Source organism: Paenibacillus phytohabitans (assembly GCF_013141775.1).
GTDB classification, from domain to species: Bacteria; Bacillota; Bacilli; order Paenibacillales; family Paenibacillaceae; genus Paenibacillus_AQ; species Paenibacillus_AQ phytohabitans.
Genome location: NZ_WHOB01000023.1, coordinates 177409 through 196850 on the forward strand (window position 1 = coordinate 177409; position 19442 = coordinate 196850).

At 51.7% G+C, this 19442-nt stretch carries 21 protein-coding genes and 1 riboswitch; all 21 genes read right to left on the bottom strand.

Annotation, left to right across the window (positions count from 1 at the left end; genetic code table 11):
- Positions 1-56: 56 nt before the first annotated feature.
- The 21 genes from murA to GC101_RS10440 all read right to left on the bottom strand — a co-directional run bounded on the left by murA (position 57) and on the right by GC101_RS10440 (position 19009).
- Positions 57-1439, bottom strand: a complete 1383-nt coding sequence (murA, locus tag GC101_RS10340) for a UDP-N-acetylglucosamine 1-carboxyvinyltransferase (RefSeq protein ID WP_171717174.1) — start codon at positions 1437-1439, stop codon at positions 57-59.
- A gap of 198 nt (positions 1440-1637) precedes the next feature.
- Entirely contained in the window at positions 1638-1895 is a 258-nt protein-coding gene (locus GC101_RS10345; protein WP_039309319.1) for a DUF1146 family protein, read from the bottom strand.
- A 194-nt stretch (positions 1896-2089) separates the two neighbouring features.
- Positions 2090-2506 carry a F0F1 ATP synthase subunit epsilon gene (locus GC101_RS10350; protein WP_039309326.1) on the bottom strand — a complete coding sequence of 139 codons (417 nt, stop codon included), beginning with the start codon at positions 2504-2506 and terminating at the stop codon, positions 2090-2092.
- A gap of 57 nt (positions 2507-2563) precedes the next feature.
- On the bottom strand, positions 2564-3961 hold the full coding sequence (gene atpD, locus GC101_RS10355; protein ID WP_039309318.1) for a F0F1 ATP synthase subunit beta: 1398 nt from the start codon (positions 3959-3961) through the stop codon (positions 2564-2566).
- A gap of 124 nt (positions 3962-4085) precedes the next feature.
- Positions 4086-4955: an ATP synthase F1 subunit gamma gene (gene atpG, locus GC101_RS10360; RefSeq protein WP_039309316.1), complete on the bottom strand. Its 870-nt coding sequence runs from the start codon at positions 4953-4955 to the stop codon at positions 4086-4088.
- A gap of 113 nt (positions 4956-5068) precedes the next feature.
- On the bottom strand, positions 5069-6580 hold the full coding sequence (atpA, locus tag GC101_RS10365; RefSeq protein ID WP_042140249.1) for a F0F1 ATP synthase subunit alpha: 1512 nt from the start codon (positions 6578-6580) through the stop codon (positions 5069-5071).
- An 11-nt stretch (positions 6581-6591) separates the two neighbouring features.
- Positions 6592-7143 carry a F0F1 ATP synthase subunit delta gene (locus tag GC101_RS10370; RefSeq protein WP_042140251.1) on the bottom strand — a complete coding sequence of 184 codons (552 nt, stop codon included), beginning with the start codon at positions 7141-7143 and terminating at the stop codon, positions 6592-6594.
- A complete protein-coding gene (atpF, locus tag GC101_RS10375; RefSeq protein WP_039309309.1) occupies positions 7140-7628 on the bottom strand; it encodes a F0F1 ATP synthase subunit B in 489 nt (162 codons plus the stop codon). Before atpF ends, GC101_RS10370 begins: the two co-directional genes overlap by 4 nt.
- A 97-nt stretch (positions 7629-7725) precedes the next feature.
- Positions 7726-7938 carry a F0F1 ATP synthase subunit C gene (atpE, locus tag GC101_RS10380; protein WP_036699216.1) on the bottom strand — a complete coding sequence of 71 codons (213 nt, stop codon included), beginning with the start codon at positions 7936-7938 and terminating at the stop codon, positions 7726-7728.
- A gap of 107 nt (positions 7939-8045) precedes the next feature.
- Complete coding sequence (atpB, locus tag GC101_RS10385; RefSeq protein ID WP_171717175.1) at positions 8046-8813, bottom strand: F0F1 ATP synthase subunit A; 768 nt, start codon at positions 8811-8813, stop codon at positions 8046-8048.
- Between the two features lie 29 nt (positions 8814-8842).
- Positions 8843-9220 carry an ATP synthase subunit I gene (locus GC101_RS10390; protein ID WP_042140253.1) on the bottom strand — a complete coding sequence of 126 codons (378 nt, stop codon included), beginning with the start codon at positions 9218-9220 and terminating at the stop codon, positions 8843-8845.
- Positions 9213-9446 (bottom strand): ATPase F0F1, encoded by a 234-nt coding sequence (locus GC101_RS10395; protein WP_171717176.1) that lies wholly within the window; start codon positions 9444-9446, stop codon positions 9213-9215. Before GC101_RS10395 ends, GC101_RS10390 begins: the two co-directional genes overlap by 8 nt.
- Before the next feature lie 179 nt (positions 9447-9625).
- Positions 9626-10786, bottom strand: a complete 1161-nt coding sequence (gene wecB / locus GC101_RS10400) for a non-hydrolyzing UDP-N-acetylglucosamine 2-epimerase (RefSeq protein ID WP_039309304.1) — start codon at positions 10784-10786, stop codon at positions 9626-9628.
- Positions 10787-10853: 67 nt separating this feature from the next.
- Positions 10854-11483 carry a uracil phosphoribosyltransferase gene (gene upp, locus GC101_RS10405; RefSeq protein WP_020426095.1) on the bottom strand — a complete coding sequence of 210 codons (630 nt, stop codon included), beginning with the start codon at positions 11481-11483 and terminating at the stop codon, positions 10854-10856.
- 444 nt (positions 11484-11927) lie between these two features.
- The gene (glyA, locus tag GC101_RS10410) at positions 11928-13175 is read right to left on the bottom strand and encodes a serine hydroxymethyltransferase (RefSeq protein WP_171717177.1); all 1248 of its coding nucleotides are present in this window, start codon (positions 13173-13175) and stop codon (positions 11928-11930) included.
- Positions 13176-13244: 69 nt separating this feature from the next.
- Entirely contained in the window at positions 13245-13898 is a 654-nt protein-coding gene (locus GC101_RS10415; protein WP_171717178.1) for a TIGR01440 family protein, read from the bottom strand.
- Between the two features lie 98 nt (positions 13899-13996).
- Positions 13997-14080, bottom strand: a riboswitch (ZMP/ZTP riboswitch).
- A gap of 50 nt (positions 14081-14130) precedes the next feature.
- A complete protein-coding gene (locus GC101_RS10420) occupies positions 14131-14718 on the bottom strand; it encodes a low molecular weight protein arginine phosphatase (protein WP_171717179.1) in 588 nt (195 codons plus the stop codon).
- A 99-nt stretch (positions 14719-14817) separates the two neighbouring features.
- A complete protein-coding gene (locus tag GC101_RS10425) occupies positions 14818-15390 on the bottom strand; it encodes a manganese efflux pump MntP (protein WP_171717180.1) in 573 nt (190 codons plus the stop codon).
- 100 nt (positions 15391-15490) lie between these two features.
- Positions 15491-16651 carry an L-threonylcarbamoyladenylate synthase gene (locus tag GC101_RS10430; RefSeq protein ID WP_246354266.1) on the bottom strand — a complete coding sequence of 387 codons (1161 nt, stop codon included), beginning with the start codon at positions 16649-16651 and terminating at the stop codon, positions 15491-15493.
- 302 nt (positions 16652-16953) lie between these two features.
- Positions 16954-17733, bottom strand: coding sequence for a stage II sporulation protein R (gene spoIIR / locus GC101_RS10435; protein ID WP_171717182.1), 780 nt, complete (start codon positions 17731-17733; stop codon positions 16954-16956).
- A 76-nt stretch (positions 17734-17809) separates the two neighbouring features.
- Positions 17810-19009 carry an FtsW/RodA/SpoVE family cell cycle protein gene (locus GC101_RS10440; protein ID WP_171717183.1) on the bottom strand — a complete coding sequence of 400 codons (1200 nt, stop codon included), beginning with the start codon at positions 19007-19009 and terminating at the stop codon, positions 17810-17812.
- Between the last annotated feature and the right edge of the window lie 433 nt (positions 19010-19442).

Sequence of the window (19442 nt, forward strand, 5' to 3'; positions counted from 1 at the left end):
CAAAAAGGGAGCAGCCGCTTATTCGCGGGCTGGTCCCTTTAGATTAAAATTTGCTATTATACCCAGGACGGCTGAATCTGAAAGCGCGGTTTGACCTCATCGCTCTTGAAGGATTCACTTCTTGCCGGTTCCGGCTTAAGTACTTCTTCCTTCACAGCTGCAGTTGCAGCCGCTGATTCTTCCATGGAAATACGCCATATGTCCGCACCAAGACCCGACAGCTTCTCGGCCAGATGCACATAACCACGGTCAATATGATGAGTTCCGCTAACCTCTGTAGTGCCTTCAGCCACCAGGCCCGCCAAAATAAGCGCAGCGCCTGCACGCAGATCCGTAGCACACACCTTGGCACCGACAAGACGGGCATTACCGGTAACGATGGCGGAACGGCCTTCAATCTTAATCTCAGCATTCATGTTATGGAATTCATCCACATGCATGAACCGGTTCTCAAAAACAGTCTCTGTAACTACAGAGGTACCTTCGGAACGCAGCAATAATGCCATCATCTGCGACTGCATATCGGTAGGGAACCCAGGGTAAGGCAATGTCTTGAGATCCACAGCCTTCAGCGGCTTGTCGCTGATAACGCGGACACCGTTCTCGTCTGGAATAACCGTTACGCCCATCTCTTCCATCTTGGCAATAACCGGGCCCAGATGATCAGCAATAGCGCCTTCCACATATACATCGCCGCCCGTAATCGCTGCAGCTGCCATATAGGTTCCAGCCTCGATACGGTCCGGAATGACATGATGTCTTACCCCATGCATACGTTCAACACCTTCGATCCGGATCACTCCGGTGCCTGCACCGCGCACAATACCGCCCATGCCGTTCAGGTAATTCGCAAGATCAACAATCTCCGGCTCTTTCGCAGCATTCTCAATTACAGTAATGCCTTCGGCAAGTGCCGCAGCCATCATTATATTTTCGGTTGCACCTACGCTGGCCACATCCAGATAAATCTTGGCTCCGCGCAGCCTTCCGTTACTTTTCGCATCAATGTAGCCCTGGCCCAGACTGATCTCGGCACCCAGTGCTTCAAACCCCTTCAAATGCTGGTCAATCGGCCGAGTCCCGATGGCACAACCGCCAGGCAAGGAAATACGTGTATGCCCCATACGGGACAAGAGTGGACCCATTACCAGGAAAGAAGCCCGCATTTTGCGCACCCATTCATAAGGTGCTTCGCAGGAAGTAATATTTGTGGCATCAACCTCAATGATATCGTTCTGGTATGTAATACCTGCACCCAGAGATTCCAGCACTTTGCTAATCGTGATTACATCGTCTAGCGGAGGTGCGTCCACAATGACGCTAACTCCTTCTTCTGCCAATAGAGAGGCGGCTATGATCGGTAGTACGGAATTTTTTGCGCCGCTAACTTTCACGCTCCCGGTCAATCTGTTGCCACCGCGGACGATAAATTTGCTCATTTCGGTTTCCCTCCGCGTCCATTATTTCTGAAATTAATTTGAGTTTGAAATTCGTCAGTTAAAATATTGAATATTCCGTCACTGCGCCTAATGTGCAGACGCATTCCTTAAACTTCAGTGTTGACATAATAAAACCTTATTATTCGACACTTTTTTCACTGCATTGGCCTATGACAGATATAACCAAACCAACCGTCATTAAAACATCCGGGCGATAAGTCCACTCCAGCCCAGATAATCCAGCAGAAATCCGGCCACGAAATGGCCGAGGACAATGGCCAGCAGCAAATGCAGCAACCTGCCCTGAGGACTCTTGGGATATCTTATGACCAGATCGAGCTTTAGGTTCTGAAGTGCCCACCAGGATAATGCGACACAGACTAGAGAAACTACCATCGAAATTAAACTGCTGCTGCCGATCGCACTTGACAATTCAGCGGATAAGCTTGTGTTCATCATTAGCCCCCCGTGTAAGGTTACTCGGAAATCGACTCTTATATCATACTTGCGCAGGGGAAAAGAATCCAGTACTTTTACGAATTTTTAAACAATTGGCGTATTATCTGCCTAAGTGTTTACGATATGTTCATACTCTGCTAGATTCGGGTAAGCAAAAAAGCAGTCAAGCCCTAGGCTTGACCGCTTCTCTGCTACTGTTGTCCTTTTCCGGTCGAAACTTTGATCCGCGTTACAGCGCGCTGCAAGGCCAGCTCAGCACGGCGGTGATCAATTTCATCTTGCTTGCTTTGCAGCTTAAGACGGCGCTCAGCCCGTTCCTTAGCCGCTTCAGCGCGCTCCACATCAATATCTTTGGGCAGCTCAGCACTTTCAGCCAGCACCGTTACCTTATCTTTGTGCACTTCAACGAAACCGCCATGAACGGCGATAGACACCGTTACGCCGTCTGCTTTGACGCTAAGCGGAGCAACCTGAAGCGGAGTTACCAGCGGAATATGTCCCGGCAAAATGCCCAGTGCACCATTCACGCCACGTACCGTCAAGCTATTCACTTGCTTGGAGTAGACCAGATGCTCCGGAGTGACAATTTCGAGCAAAAAGGTATTCACTTCCATTCCTCCTCAAAGCTTTACAGAATAAAGCTCACTACCCGGCTCATGCCGAGATTACAACGTTTTGGCTTTTTCCACTGCTTCTTCAATCGTACCTACGAACAGGAACGCCACTTCCGGAAGATCGTCATGCTTGCCTTCCAGGATTTCTTTGAAGCTGCGTACTGTTTCTTTGATCGGCACGTATTTGCCTTTGAAGCCTGTGAACTGTTCTGCTACATGGAAAGGCTGGGACAGGAAGCGCTCAACCTTACGGGCGCGGGACACAATGACCTTATCCTCTTCACTCAGCTCATCCATACCCAGGATTGCAATGATATCCTGAAGCTCAGTATAACGCTGCAGCAGCTGCTTAACGCCTTGTGCCACGTTATAATGCTCTTCTCCGACGATTTCAGGCGCCAGCATACGTGAGCTTGAAGCCAGAGGGTCAACCGCAGGGAAAATCCCTTTTTCGGAGATTTTACGCTCCAGGTTAGTAGTCGCATCCAAGTGGGCAAACGCAGTAGCCGGTGCAGGGTCTGTATAGTCATCCGCAGGCACGTAGATCGCCTGGATTGAAGTAACAGAACCTTTCTTAGTGGACGTAATACGTTCCTGCAGCTGACCCATTTCTGTAGCCAGTGTAGGCTGGTAACCTACCGCAGAAGGCATACGGCCGAGAAGGGCCGATACTTCGGAACCCGCTTGGGTGAAGCGGAATATATTATCGATAAAGAGCAGCGTATCGCGGCCTTCAACATCACGGAAATATTCCGCCATGGTCAGACCGGTCAGAGCTACGCGCAGACGCGCGCCCGGCGGCTCATTCATTTGTCCGAATACCATCGCCGTTTTCTTGATAACGCCGGAATCCGTCATTTCATGATACAGGTCATTACCTTCACGGGTACGCTCGCCAACACCTGCGAATACGGAGATACCGCCGTGTTCCTGTGCGATGTTGTTGATCAGTTCCTGGATGGTTACAGTTTTACCTACGCCGGCACCGCCGAACAGGCCGATCTTACCGCCCTTGGCGTAAGGGGCAAGCAAGTCGATAACCTTAATGCCGGTTTCCAGAACTTCTGCCTGAGTGGACAATTCATCGAATGTAGGAGCCAGACGGTGAATCGGGTTTCTTGCAGCCACCACTTCAGCGCCGTTATCGATTGGATTACCAAGCACGTTAAATACGCGGCCGAGTGTTGCTTCACCAACAGGAACCGAGATCGGTCCTCCCTGGTCAATGGCATCAATACCGCGTACCAGTCCATCTGTGGAAGACATGGCGATACAACGCACCAGGTTATCTCCAAGATGATTGGAAACTTCAAGAGTCAGATCCATGTTACGGCCATCGCTCAGAGTCCCAACAATTTTGATAGCGTTGAATATCTCGGGCAGCTGGCCGCGTTCAAATTCAATATCGACAACCGGACCCATAATGCTCACAACGCGTCCTTTGTTCATCTTCATTTCCCTCCTCGAAAGCTGTTACATATGTAGAAACGGTCCATTACCCTTTACAGGCATCATCCGTTTCTGCGGATAAATACAAGGCAGGGCCAAGCCCGGAGGCATGGACCCACTCATATTAAGACTGCGCGTTCGCACCAGCCACGATCTCGGTAATTTCCTGCGTAATTGCCGCCTGACGGGCGCGGTTGTACGTAAGTCTTAGTTCTCCGATCATTTTTGACGCGTTCTTCGTTGCACTGCCCATAGCTGTCATCTTAGCTCCCAGCTCACTGGCCTTGCCGTTCAGAAGAGCACCGTAGATTAAAGTTTCGGCGTATTTAGGAAGCAGAACTTCCAGCACGCCTTCAGGAGAAGGTTCGTATTCATAGGCAGCTGTCGCTCCGTGATGCTCGCCTTTTCCTACACCATCCATAGGCAGAAGTCTGTCTACAGTAGGAACCTGGCTGATCGCATTGATAAACTGGTTGTAGCAAATGTACAGCTCATCGTAGACGCCTGTCTCAAACTGGTTTACCGCCGAATAAGCAATGGACTTGATGTCAGCAAACTTCGGGGTATCGGACAGCTCGGTGATTTCCTCTACAATGGGGTACTCACGGCGGCGCAAAAAGTCACGGCCCTTGCGGCCGATAACAAACAGTGCATACTCATCCTTGGACTTATGCCGCTCTGCGATCAGCATCGTTACTTTACGCAGAATGTTGGCATTGTAGCCACCCGCAAGACCTCTATCTGAGGTGATGATCAAATACCCTGTTTTTTTGACAGGCCGGCTGACCAGCATCGGATGCTGAACATCCTGCGTACCGGCAGCAATACTCGAGACCACCTCTTTAAGCTTTTCTGAGTAAGGACGCGCAGCTTCCGCTTTCTCCTGCGCTTTGCGCAGCTTGGAAGCGGCGACCATCTCCATCGCTTTGGTGATCTGTCTGGTGTTCTGAACGCTCTTAATTTGACGTTTAATATCGCGCATGCTTCTTGCCATGATTTCACCACCTTAGAGCTTTGGCGTAGCCAAAGCTGACTTCGTAAGCATTCTCTTAGCTTTGACGTAAGTCAAAGCTAACATCGTAAGCATAACTGAGCAAACTCTATATATTAGCTTGTAGCAAAGCCTCTTTTGAATTTCTCGATCGTTTCTTTGAGTGCTGCCTCGTTGTCTGCTGTCAGATCCTTGGTATCCGTAATGGATTGAAGGATTTCAGTTGCACTGCTGTCGATATACGCCAGGAATTCCTTCTCGAAACGCTTCACGTCTTTGACAGGAATATCATCCAGATGTCCTTTGACAGCGGTGTACAGACTGAGCACTTGGTGCTCAACATTAAGCGGCTGGTTTACGCCTTGTTTCAGAATCTCCATCATACGTGCACCGCGGTTCAAACGGGCTTGCGTAGATTTATCCAGATCGGAACCGAACTGGGAGAAGGCCTGAAGCTCACGGTATTGAGCCAAATCCAGACGCAGGGAACCGGCAACCTTCTTCATGGCTTTGATCTGCGCGGAACCCCCTACACGGGATACGGAGATACCGACGTTGATCGCCGGACGCTGACCGGAGTTGAACAGATCGGATTCAAGGAAGATTTGACCATCGGTAATCGAGATTACGTTCGTAGGAATGTAAGCCGATACGTCAGAAGCCTGTGTTTCGATGAAAGGAAGGGCGGTTAATGAACCTCCACCAAGCGCATCGCTGAGCTTAGCCGCACGTTCCAGCAGACGGGAGTGCAAGTAGAATACGTCACCCGGGAATGCTTCACGGCCCGGTGGACGGCGGAGCAGCAAGGACAATTCGCGGTAAGCCGAAGCCTGCTTCGAAAGGTCATCATAAATAACAAGAACATGCTCGCCTTTATACATAAAGTATTCGCCCATTGCGCAGCCTGCGTATGGAGCAATATAGAGCAGCGGAGAAGGCTCGGAAGCCGACGCGGTTACAACAATAGTATATTCCAGCGCGCCGTGACGGCGGAGGGTTTCTACTACCTGTGCTACTGTAGATTGTTTTTGACCAATCGCAACATAGATACATTTCATGCCGTTGCCTTTTTGGTTGATGATCGCATCAATGGCGATCGCGGTCTTACCGGTTTGACGGTCACCAATGATCAGTTCGCGTTGTCCGCGGCCGATTGGTACCATGGCATCGATCGCTTTCAGACCTGTCTGCATCGGTTCATGAACCGATTTACGGTCGATAACGCCTGGTGCATTATGTTCTACAGGACGGAATTCAGTCGTTGCAATTGGACCTTTGCCGTCAAGCGGCTGACCCAGTGCATTCACTACACGGCCCAGCATGGCTTCCCCAACCGGAACCTGCATAATTTGTCCTGTACGTTTGACTTGATCGCCTTCACGAATGGCTGTGTATTCACCCAGGATAACAACACCGACGTTGCTTTCTTCCAGGTTAAGCGCCATGCCTACTACACCGTTGGAGAACTCCAGCAGTTCCCCTGCCATTGCGTTTTCCAGACCGTAGACACGGGCGATACCGTCTCCGACTTGAATGACGGTGCCAATTTCGGCCACTTCGATATCGGCTTTATATTGCTCAATTTGATTTTTGATCAAAGTGCTGATCTCTTCAGGTCTGATGCCCAATATCCTCACCCCTATCTTCTTTGCTTATCATTAAAAGATTTCTCAAGACGCTCCAGCTTGCCGGATAGACTGCCGTCATACAGCGTATCGCCGATGATAACCTTCAGTCCGCCTAGCAGGCTCTTATCCACCACATTGGTAACACGAATCTTGCGGTTTGTAAGCTGGCTGAACTCTGCCGCTACACTATCCTGTTCCTCTTGATTCAGAGAATAGGCGGAGTAGACAGTAGCATCGCCGATGCCAAGGGCGTCCCCTTCTATCTTGACGTACGTGGCCAGCAGTTCTGCGAAAATATCGGTTCTGCCCCGCTCTACCAGCAGTTCTACCATGTTCATTACCGCTTCCGAGACTTTACCTTTAAGCGCCCCGCGCAGCACATTCAGCTTGTCGGATTGCGAGATGCGCGGTGCCAGAATAAACTGTTTCACCTCTGCATCATAATGAAGCACTTCGACTACTAACCTAAGCTGGGCTTCCACTTCAAGTGTAATGCCTTCATCCACTGCTGCACTGTACAAGGCTTTGGCATAGCGTTTGGCAACTACCGTATCGCGGCTCATGGTCGGCCTCCTACCTCTTTGAGGTATTGATCAACGAGTTGTTCCTGTTCGCCGTCAGCCTTAACTTCTTTTTCAAGCAGCTTGGATGCAATGCGGACCGATGCTGTACCCAGCTCGCTGCGCAAAGCTTCCACAGCCTTGTTCTTCTCGCTCTCAATATCACGGACCGCTTCGTCCTTAAGGCGGGTAGCTTCAGCTTTAGCCTGGTCCAGAAGCTTGTCAACCTGATTGTTGCTTGTAACCTGGGACTGCTGAATGATAGCCTGCGCCTCTTGGCGTGCCTGCTGCAGAGCTTGCTTCTGTTCTTCTACGTAAGCGACCGCCTGTTCTCTGGTCTTGGCTGCTTCATCCATTTGCTGCAGCACCATTTCGCGGCGCTTCTCCATAATTCCGAACAGCTTGCTGAATGCAAATTTGCTGAGCAGGAAATACAGGATCCCAAAGGCGATAATGGAAAACAATATATTTGTCCAAACGATAGTCACTGAGGTCACTCCTTTCCGTTACCGCGGCATGCGGACATATACAAAAGTAAGGCGCGGATGGCACTTGCCCTCCCCGCCAAACCGTAAAAACGGTTTATTAAGTAAACATGATCAGGAATGCGATAACTGTAGCGGCCAAAGGAATAACTTCCACGATACCTACACCGATAAACATTGTTGTCTGCAGTGCGTTACGTGCTTCCGGTTGACGAGCGATGGACTCAACTGTTTTGCTGACGATCATACCGTTACCAAGACCTGCACCGAGTGCGCCTAAACCAACCGCGATTGCTGCTGCCAAAAATTCCATTTGTAAATATCCTCCTTTAATTTCGGTTCTTTTTGTAATGACTTAATGATATAAAAATCTCCCGCGAAGAGTATTCCGGCGGCTGCCGCTATCCTCACGGCAGTTCATTAATGTGCTTCTTCCTCGTGGATCGTCATCTGCGCGATGTACACCATCGTCAGAATCGTAAAGATAAACGCCTGAAGCGCACCAACAAAGATACTGAAGCCCTGCCAGACTGCCAGGAACGGGATACTGAATATCCCCAGCTTCAGAATTACGGTGATCAGAACCTCGCCGGCAAAAATATTAGCAAATAGACGAATGGCAAGCGCCACCGGCTTCGCCAGGTTCTCAATGATGTTAAGCGGCAAGAAGATCGGGAACGGCTCAATATAGTGTTTGAAATAATGTTTGCCATTCAGCTTGATTCCCAAATAGTTCATTAGTACAAACACGACAATCGCCAGCCCGGCGGTTACATTGATATCTGCAGTCGGCGATTTATACCACAGAATCTCTACATGCTCGCCATGTGTCAGGTTTTTGGTTGCTTCGATAACATGTCCAAAAATGTGAACCGGCTCATGGGCTTCTGTAATGAAGGAAAACGGCAGACCAAGGAGATTGGAGACGAAGATAAACAGTATCAGCGTCAATCCCAGTGATATGTAAGGCTTCCCTTTCTTCAAATCCATGGCGCTGCTGATCAGTCCCTGTACAAATTCAACGACCCACTCCATGAAATTCTGAAGCTTTGATGGGTTCTCAACAGACAGGTTGCGGACGGACAGCATGACCAGAGCGAACACGATCACCGAACTGATCACCAGCATCAGTACCGCTGACAAGTCAATCGGTATTCCGCCAACATAGATTAAAGGCATTTCGTGCATAGTATCATCCCCCTTTCTCTTTAATATGGCTACAGCTTATTCTTGATTCCTAAATATATCCCCACGGGAATAGATAGAAGCTGGGGGATGAACAGGCCGGCAATCGTTGCCTCCAGCGAGAAATGCTCGATTTTGACCGAAAACATGGTGACCAGAATAGCGAAACTGATTCTTGTAGCGAAACCAAGGCTGAAAGAACTTTTCTGTTTATCCGCAACCGCCTGTGTCACCCTTCTTACTTTGAGGGCAAGATAACGAAAGTTAACGAGTCCTGCCAGCAAGCCCAGCGACATGCCCAGAGTAACTGCACGGGTCTCATGATGAAGAGCCCATCCCATTAACAAGCCTGCCATAATGATTACTGTCACCCTGGTAACGGTATTGATTACGGGAGTCATATTATCCATTTTGCTCCCCCAGAAATTTTTTGATTAGCAAAGCAACATTCACAACCCCGAGAACCATCCCGGCAATTGTTCCGATGGCCAGCCAAAGCTTAGGTCCGTCCATCAGGTTCTGCAGCCACTTTGCCACAAAAAAACCTATAACAATGTAAGCGGCAAGCAAGCTGCCTGCACCCCCGAGAACCAAAGCAATACGTCCCAGGCCGGCCTCGTTCTTTTGTTCCTTCATAGGCTACAATCCCAACTAATTTTACTGAATATCCAGACTCTTTGTCAATTCACCGAAAATTGCTCAAAAGTGCTTGAAAACATGAAAATAATCACAGCAAAACATACCAAAACCATATAAACCGTACAGTTTCACTGTATGCTGCTTTTATTTACTTTAGTATATTAGTTGTCGTGCCATCATTTATTATTTGTGAACATTCTGTGAAACTCTTCCGGACGTTCTTTAACAGCTCCGAAATGGTGCAAAATCGCATTGACAATTCTCTCGGAGGCTTTGCCGTCTCCATACGGGTTGGCGGCCCGGCTCATGGACTGATACAGATTCTGATCGGTCAATAGAGCATGTGTCCGTTGATACACCTTCTCCTCGTCCGTCCCCACAAGCTCCAATGTTCCGGCCTCGATCCCTTCCGGGCGCTCGGTTGTATCACGCAGCACAAGCACGGGAACTCCAAAGGAGGGAGCTTCCTCCTGCAGGCCGCCGGAATCGGTCAATATCAGGTGGGTATGCGGATAAAAATTATGCAGGTCAACGACATCCAGCGGATCAATCAGCTTAATTCTAGGGTGTCCGCCGAGGATCTCATGCGCCGGTTCCTTCACTGCAGGACTCGGGTGCACAGGATACACAATGGCTACATCTTCAAATTCATCAGCGATTCTTTTGACAGCACGGAAAATATGACGGTGCGGTTCGCCTTGGGATTCTCTGCGGTGCGCCGTCATCAAAATAAGTCTTTTTCCTGAAGCAAAATCCAGTACAGGATGCCGGTAGTCCGGCTGTACGGTATATTGAAACACATCAGTTACAGTGTTGCCTGTGATATAAATACTTGATTCTTTTTTGTTCTCGTGTCTCAGGTTGCCGGCTGACCAATCGGTCGGGGCAAAGTGCAGATCGGCAAGCACGCCGGTCAGCTGACGGTTCATTTCCTCCGGATAAGGCGAAAGCTTGTTCCATGTCCGAAGACCTGCTTCCACATGCCCAACCTGAATTTGCTGCAGGAAAGAGGCATAGCTGGCCAGGAAAGTGGTCAGTGTATCCCCGTGTACAAGCACCAGGTCAGGTTTGACCTCGCGAAGCACCGGCTCTAGTCCTTCAAGCACCCGGATAGTAATCTCATTAAGGGTCTGCCGGTCCTTCATTACGTCCAGATCATAATCCGGCGTAATTTTGAATACCTCCAGCACCTGATCAAGCAGTTCACGGTGCTGGGCAGTTACACAGACAATGGATTCAATCTGCTCAGGGTGCCTGTTCAATTCCAGAACCAGAGGCGCCATCTTGATCGCCTCGGGGCGCACTCCGAAAATCGTCATTACTTTAATTTTGGACATAACCCCTACCCTCTCTTCTGAAGACTACAGAAATTGTGTTTGTTCTATTAATACCTCAAGGGTATTATTACTTGGTTCCATACAGTCTGTCGCCGGCATCTCCGAGGCCTGGGACAATATAACCATGCTCATTCAGATGATCATCAAGTGCGGCTACATAGATGTCCACATCCGGATGTGCAGCCTGCACCGCAGCGACGCCTTCAGGAGCAGCAATCAGGTTCATCATCTTGATCTGGGTGCATCCGCGGTTCTTAAGCGAGGTAATGGCCGCAATGGCTGAACCGCCTGTAGCCAGCATCGGATCGATTACGATCAGCTCGCGTTCCTGTACATCTGTAGGAAGCTTAATGTAGTATTCAACCGGCTGCAGTGTTTCCGGATCACGGAATAGCCCGACATGTCCTACCTTCGCCGCCGGAAGCAGCTTCAGGACACCTTCCAGCATACCGAGACCGGCGCGCAGAATCGGAATCAGTCCCAGCATTCTTCCCGAGATCACTTTGCTCTGCGTTTCAGCCACCGGCGTCTGCACCGTAATGGTCTCAAGCGGAATATCACGGGTAATCTCATAGGCCATAAGTGTTGCTACTTCATCGACATGCTCTCTGAATTCTTTCGTGTTGGTCCGCACATCGCGAATAAATGTTAGTTTGTGCTGAATCAATGGATGATCGCAAATCACCAATTTTCCCATTTTGTCCCTCCGGTAATTGTAAGTCTTATTTATAGCCAGAGTAAGCGCTTTGCTTCCCGCGTGGCTAAATCTTGTCTATTATATCATCACCAAGGCCGCTTTTCACCTACAGAAGGGGAAAACCGCCTGCAAAGGCAGTCTCCGCAAATTTCATAGCTGCACGGAAAGTTTAGGAAATTCCCCCAAGCCTCTGGATATAAAACAAAACTTAGTTTGTGCCATTAGGCACTTTTAATACTATTCACATTTCTTTCACTACTTTTATTGAAAATTCCATGAACTTTCATGATTATTACATGATAATTCATACCATTTTCTTACTATAATTTGTGAACATTATGCAACAGAACCCGGCCACAAAGCATTTAAAATCTCATCTATCAAAAAAACCTTTGCGGAATCCGGTGGAACCGGACCCGCAAAGGCAGAATAAGCAGCTTAATATTAGTACTGCAAACCAGGATAGATCGGATACTTTTCAGTAAGCTCGGCCACCTCACGTGCAGCCTGGGTCAAATTAGCGTCATCTTTCGGATTCTTCAGCACATTGGCAATAATCCGGCCGATCGTTACCATAGCCGGCTCGGCCATACCGCGTGATGTAACAGCAGGTGTACCGATCCGGATACCGCTTGTTACAAACGGACTGGTAGGATCGAACGGAATCGCATTCTTGTTGACTGTAATTCCGATGGAATCAAGCACCTTCTCCGCATCCTTGCCGGTAATGCTCAGATTACGGGTATCCAGCAGCATCAGGTGGTTATCCGTACCGCCGGAAACAATATTAACGCCTTCGCCGATCAGCGTATCTGCCAGAACCTTGGCATTCTTCACTACATTCTCGGCGTAGGTCTTGAACGATGGCTGCAATGCTTCACCGAATGAAACGGCTTTGGACGCAATGACATGCATGAGCGGTCCGCCTTGGGAACCCGGGAAGACCGCTTTATCAATAGCAGCAGCCCATGGCTGTCTGCACAGAATCATCCCTCCGCGTGGACCGCGCAAGGTTTTGTGCGTAGTTGTTGTAACGAAATGGGCATGAGGAACCGGACTCGGGTGAACACCGGCAGCAACCAATCCGGCAATGTGGGCCATATCGACCATAAACAAGGCACCCACATCATTTGCAATGGAACCGAGTGCGGCAAAATCAATGGTCCGTGGATACGCGCTTGCTCCGGCTACGATCATTTTGGGGCGGTGTTTGAAGGCTGCTTTACGCACTTCGTCATAATCAATCAGGAAAGTATCCTCCTGTACGCCATAAGCCACAAAGTTATACAGGATACCGGAAGCATTAACCGGGCTGCCGTGGGTCAAATGGCCGCCATGCGCCAGATTCATACCCAGTACGGTATCGCCAGGATTAAGCGCGGCAAGGTAAACGGCCATATTGGCCTGTGCACCGGAATGCGGCTGCACATTGACATGCTCGGCACCAAACAGCTGCTTGGCACGGTCACGGGCCAGGTTCTCCACGATATCCACATCTTCACAGCCGCCATAATAACGTTTGCCGGGATAACCTTCGGCGTATTTGTTCGTAAGCACGGAGCCCATGGCTTCCATTACGGCTTCGCTTACAATATTCTCTGAAGCAATGAGTTCAATGTTTGCACGCTGACGGCTCAGTTCCAAGCCCATCGCTTCCAGTACTGCCGGGTCACTCTTACGTAGTTGTTCCATGTTTCTTATTTCCTCCCTGTTACTCTAATTTATGTGGTGTTAAGACGATACCAGTTATATACGCTGCTCTCAGTCACAATTCGCGGAGCCGCTTGTCTCCGGCATGCGGTACACTGCCCGTTCGCCGCCGATCAGCGGCGGTCTGCTCCATGCTGCGTTCACCCGGGCTGCCCCGATATAGCGCAGGCTTGGCCGGAAAGGAACGGCTACGCGGCGGAGGTGCATGCCAATTAGCGTCTCCCCGATATCAATACCGGCGTGGGCCTCTATCGTCTCGGCCAGCACCGGATCTGTCATAGAGCGGTAAGCGGCCGCAGCCATGGAACCTCCGGCTCCCGGAACCGGCACAGCCGAAACCTCCCTAAGCCCAAGCGATTCCAGCAAAGAACGTTCCATCACCAGCGAACGGTTCAGATGCTCGCAGCATTGGTACACGGGATGAAAGCCAAATTCAGCAGCGACCTGCGTAATTCCCTGCAGCAGCAGCTGTGCAACCTCAAGCGCACCTCCGGTGCCGATCCGCACACCCGCCACTTCACTGGTGCTTGCTCCAACCACCAGGATTTTACCGGGACCAAGCTTCCCTGCTTCCGCCAGTTCACGGACTACCGCCGCAGCTGCGGCGTCCAGGGTCAGCTCTGCGCTGCCCGCTTGTTGCCCGGCTGCTGAAGGCGCACCGGACGCGCGCTCTTCCCATAGATCCTGCTTCCGGACTTCGTCCATCTTACCGCCCCCTTCAAGCGTTGATAATGCCTCAAATCCCACTACAGATACGACATTTAAACAAAAAAGAGCAGTCCGCAGATTTAGCTGCGGATGTGCTCTTTTGCCCAGGCGACCGGCCGTTTATTCCAGGTGCTCCATCGTGGTTTGATCCACACTTGTCGCCAGTTACACCGGAACCGGATAATATTTATTTCATCTTAAGGGATAAGCGGCGAAAAATCAACCACCTTCACAGCCGGCGTAAGGATTCCAGCTTATCCAGCAAACTGTACAGTGCAGTCCGGATCTCAGCAGCCGTCAGCTCATAATCTTCACGGGAGCCGCCGAACGGATCACTGATATCGAAGCTCGGAATCCGTTGCCGGATCTCAATAATCCGCTGCAAATCAGCGGCGCTCGGCTCTCCGCCCAGCGAAATAGTGAGTTCGGCATCTGCATACAGGCTATCCAGTTCACGGATATCGGCGTTCACAGACTCTTGCGTATGCACATATTCCTTAAGTGTATAAGTCTTGTTAACTGCGTCAGGGAAATATTGCAGTAAATGCCGCTTATGCCCTCCGGTCAGAGTAAGCACCAGATCAGCCCAGGAGACAGCCTCTCCAGTCAGTTGCGAGGATACTATACGATCTTCAATGCCTTCATCCTGCAGGATTCCGGCAGCATGCCTGGATATGGAAGTACCTGAAATGGCGGAAACTCCGGCAGACCGCACCTCCACATCGATCCCCCGCTCTCCCGCCAGCTTCCGCAGAAGACCTTCAGCCATAGGGCTGCGGCAGGTATTTCCTGTGCAGACGAATAAAATATGCAGCATACTTTCCACCTCCGGTAAAAATATAATTTCGGATTAATCCACAACTTCCGATGAACTGAACAATGAAATGTTCTATTTATTTGTATTTCCGTTATTGTATCAGAAGATGAACAGCAAGCCAAACGCCAGAAGTATAGCTCCGCCCAGTGCTTCACCGTAATCCCCGAGCCCGCGGCTTACTCTCCTGCCCAGCAGCAGTCCGGTAATAGACATCATGCCGCCGCAGACACCGAAGGCCAGCACTGTAATAGCTATACTATTCACAAACATTCCCAGTGAAACCCCGACCGAAAAGGAATCTACACTTACACTGAGCGAGATCAGCAGCATCCCCCATACGGTCCGGTGATCGACCGCCCGGCTCCCGCCGTCACCCTTGCGGAATGAATTCAGAATCATATGTCCGCCCAGCAGTACAAGCAGCCCCCCGGCGGCATAGGTGGTTACCTGACCCAGCAGATAGCCGACATAGCTGCCTGTGAACAAGCCGAGCAGCGGCATCAGCACATGAAAAAAAGCAATGAGCAGACTGAGCTGCAGCACATGCAGCAGACGGATACCCTTCATCCCGATCCCTACCCCGAGCGAGAACGCATCCATTCCAAGCGCAACTGCCATAATGGCCACTGTTACGAGCTGGCCCCAGCCCTCATATATTCCGCCTATGCCCATGAATATACCCCCAAAGTCCGTAAGTTCTTGTACAACAACGATATGCGGACAAGATGGTATTCATGACTATAAGGCGGATAGCAGAGCCGGGAAGAGGCTGTTAACCGGCGTCGATCACCGCTTCACCGGCGGCTTTCATCAGCCGGTTCATTATGGCAGCGCCGAGGCCCGTGACCGGGCAGGCCTCGGCCAGAATGTAGGTCGCTCCCGCTTCATCGAAGCGCCGCAAGGCGGCATACAGGGAGCGGGCCGCTTCCTCCGGCGAGGCTAACGAGCCGAGAGAAACAACGCAGGCGGCCGGGTCGGCGGGATACAGGGCCCTATGCTCCTCGAAGAGGAGCAGGCCTGTGATCCCGCCCTCCCGCTGCGCCGCCTGCAGCAGGCTTGCGGCGGTCTCCGCCACGCGCTGCGGGGAGGAGCCGCGTACGATGCCCAGCGCGCCGCGCGGGGCATAGTGAGTGTACTTCATGCCCGGCGCGCGCGGCGCCGGGCTGCTGCCCCCGGCGGCTTGCGCAGCAGCGCCGCCCGTTCCGCCGCCGCTCACCTGCGGCGGCGTAGCCGGGGACTGGCCGCCGGAATGTCCGGCAGCAGCGTCCGCCAGGGCCAGGGCCGGGGCTGGGGCCACAGCCCCGGTACCCGCCACCGCCGCGAGCTGCTCGGCGGTGATGCCCCCGGGACGGAGCACCGCTACCGTCCCGTCCGGCTGCACCTGCACCACGGTCGACTCCAGGCCGACCCCGGCCGCGCCGCCGTCCAGAACCCCGCCGATATATCCGGCGAGGTCTTCCATCACATGGGCGGCCAGCGTAGGACTCGGCCGCCCGGAGCGGTTGGCGCTGGGCGCGGCAACCGGGCATTCCGCGGCGCGCAGCAGCGCCAGCGCCACCGGATGACCCGGCATGCGCACGCCGACCGTATCCAGCCCCGCCGTAACCAGCGGCGAGAGGACACCGGGCCGGACCGGCAGCACCAGCGTCAAGGGGCCGGGCCAGAAGGCATCCATCAGCGCCGAGGCGACCGGATGCACTTCTAGGACCAGTCCCTCCAGCTCTTCCCGCCGGGCTATATGCACGATCAGCGGGTTGTCGGAGGGGCGGCCTTTGGCCGCGAATACCGCTTCTACTGCCGGGGTATTCCGGGCATCCGCCCCCAATCCGTAGACCGTTTCGGTCGGAAAAGCAACGGTGCCCCCGCTCCGCAGCATAGCTGCCGCAGCAGCGATTGCCTCCCTGTCACTCTCTTCTGATGGAACAGAAGGCATGTCCTGCCCCGCAGCAGGTCCGGGTCCGGTAATCCCGGACGTCAAACTCCAATAAAGAGTTGCATCTATATTGCCGCTCCGGCGCTGAACCGCAAACGAAGAATCCTTAGGCTCTGTCATTTCATCACAAGCTTTCCTGTTTAATCACTTCACACTTCAATACTGCATCGTCCGGAAAAGCCAAAAACGGCTCCACCAGGTGGAGCCGCAGCCACTTCCGCTCAAGTTCTGCATTTATCGTACCATATCCGGCAGGAAAACTGTAGATTTCGTAAACCGCCATTCCGCAAATTCCCGGAAGCTTAGGCGAACAATCCGCAGATCCAGCTCCACAAATTCTGCAGCAGCTCCCATACGAAGAACTTCACCTTCGGCGCTTCTGCATCAGCGTCCGCACCACCGTCCCCGCCGGCCGCAGCGGCGACACCGGAAGCAGCCTTATCAACCCCGCCATCCGCCGTTTTCACCTTGGCTCCGTCTCCGGAAGCTTTAGCGGAGACCGCCGAAGCCTTCTTGTCTGCAGCGGGTTCCGCAGCTGCCGCATCACCGGAGCCGGCATCAATGAAGCAGAGCGGCGGAAACAGCACACACCACCAGTTCTGACCTTTGCCTGCGCCAAGCGTGACCCGCAGCGCTTCATATTCCCCGGCAGGATAGACCCGGCCGCCATACATTTTCGTCGGAAAAGGTACGGTGCCCAGTTCGACTTTATAGCTATAATCAATCCCCCGCCGCGCAAGCTCTCCGCCCACCAGGTCATTCAGTTCCGGGAGATGACTCTGAATCAGCGCCCGCGCCTGCTCCAGACTCTGGGGATCCTCCAGTCCGGCCACCCACTGGTTAATCTGCTCCACCACCTGGTCGCGGATCTGGCGTTTGACCAGCTGATCTCCCGCACCATCCGAATTCGCCAGAATACGCAGACGGATCGACTCCTGCGGAATAGATACCTCCGCTACGGCAGCATCGCTTTTTTGCCCTTCCCAGGCCATCATCAATATCATAAAAAAACAAATTAAAATGGCAGTATACTTGAATGTAATCCGCAGGGAATCCCTTTTATCCAGCTGATCGTTATTCATCTTGCGCAGCCCCTCTCCCTCTGAAACTCTTATGTTCCCAGTATGTCCGGGAATGAGAGACTGCAAACCTAGTAATCTATGATTTTAAGAATAAAGTAGTCTCATCCTTCAGCTTGGGCAGCGGAAGCGGCAGATCATCCTCCACATCCTGCCCGTAGAGCCGCACACTCATGGCAATCCCCATACAGGCCATGTTAATCAGAATCGAGGTTCCCCCATAGCTGATAAACGGAAGCGTAATCCCCGTCAACGGCATCAGCCCGGTCATTGCCCCGATATTCTCCAGAATCTGATACAGCAGCATAGCTACGATTCCGACAATCAGGAGCGGGCCGCCGCGGTCCCTGCATTCCAGGGCAATCACAATTAATCTGTGGATCAGGATAAAAAAGAGCATCAGCAGCGCCGCTGCACCCAGAAAGCCGAATTCTTCGCCGATCTGCACGAAAATCGATTCAGAATACAGATAAGGCACCCGGTCACTTTGCACCGTGCCGCCCTGCAGATAACCTTCGCCGCTGAGGCCGCCCGAGGCAATCGCCGTCTTGGCATTCTTGGTCTGATAGCTCGCATCGCTGCTTGCCAGATCCGGTACCAGCCAGGGGTCAAAGCGCCTGACGAAGTGATCCCGGCCCAGCGTCTGCTCTATGAAGCTTACCGTCTGCTCATGATAGTGGACATAGCACAGAATGAAGCCCAGCACCGATCCCGCCAGAATAACCATCCCGATCAGAGCATGTAAGAATCTAATATTTCCGATCCACAAAAGCCCAAGCAGAATCACGATATAGCTGAGCGCATTGCCCAGATCATTCTGGATGATGACCAGCGCGAACGGCGCCAGGGCGATTAGGCCAAGCGGCACCACGTCACGCCAGAAGCGCAGCGGATTTCTTTGTTTGCGGACAAGTACAGTGGTCAGAAAAAGAATCAGGATCAGCTTAAACAGCTCCGCCGGCTGGAGGCTTAATTCACCGATGCCGATCCAGCCCTGGGCGCCATTTTTTACCTTGCCGAAAAAGCTGACCAGCAGCAGAATACCGATCCCAAGGATGTAAATATAGAGTCCATACCGGACCAGAAGGCGGTAATCAAACAGGGTAAGCAGAAAAAAAACAACAAAACCCAGCACATAATACTGAATCATCCGTATGTGTGTGCCATCCAGGTCAACTCTCCCGTGAGTCACGCTGTATATCGAGAAAATACTGACACACATCAGCAAGAGCAAAATCAATACGATGGAGCCGTCAATCCGTCTGATTCTCTGTAACATCGGAATACTCCTTAACCTACGCGGATTATGGACCGGCCTGCTGCAGTATACCCAGGGAACCGAATCCACTAATTTCCATTGTAAGACAAGTGGGGGCGTAAATACAATTTATGTGATCGTTGCCAGCCGGGGAATATCATCAGCTTTAAACTAATGAGGTGACAACCATTCTGATTAATCGCTTGCCGAAGGCTTGGAGTGATCCAATTGCCTCACTTACAGGATATGCGGTAGCTTAATTGCACTTTGTACAGCTAAAACGTCTGACTTTCAACCAATTATCCGTTTAGTTGTATTCCGTACACCTAATTCCTCCATATAGCTGGGTTCTCGGCGATTCGGGCAGATTTAGTTGTACAGATTACAGTTATACGGTGCGACCATACCCTTTTCGCTGTTTTTAATTGTACAGAATACAACTATCACTGAATTC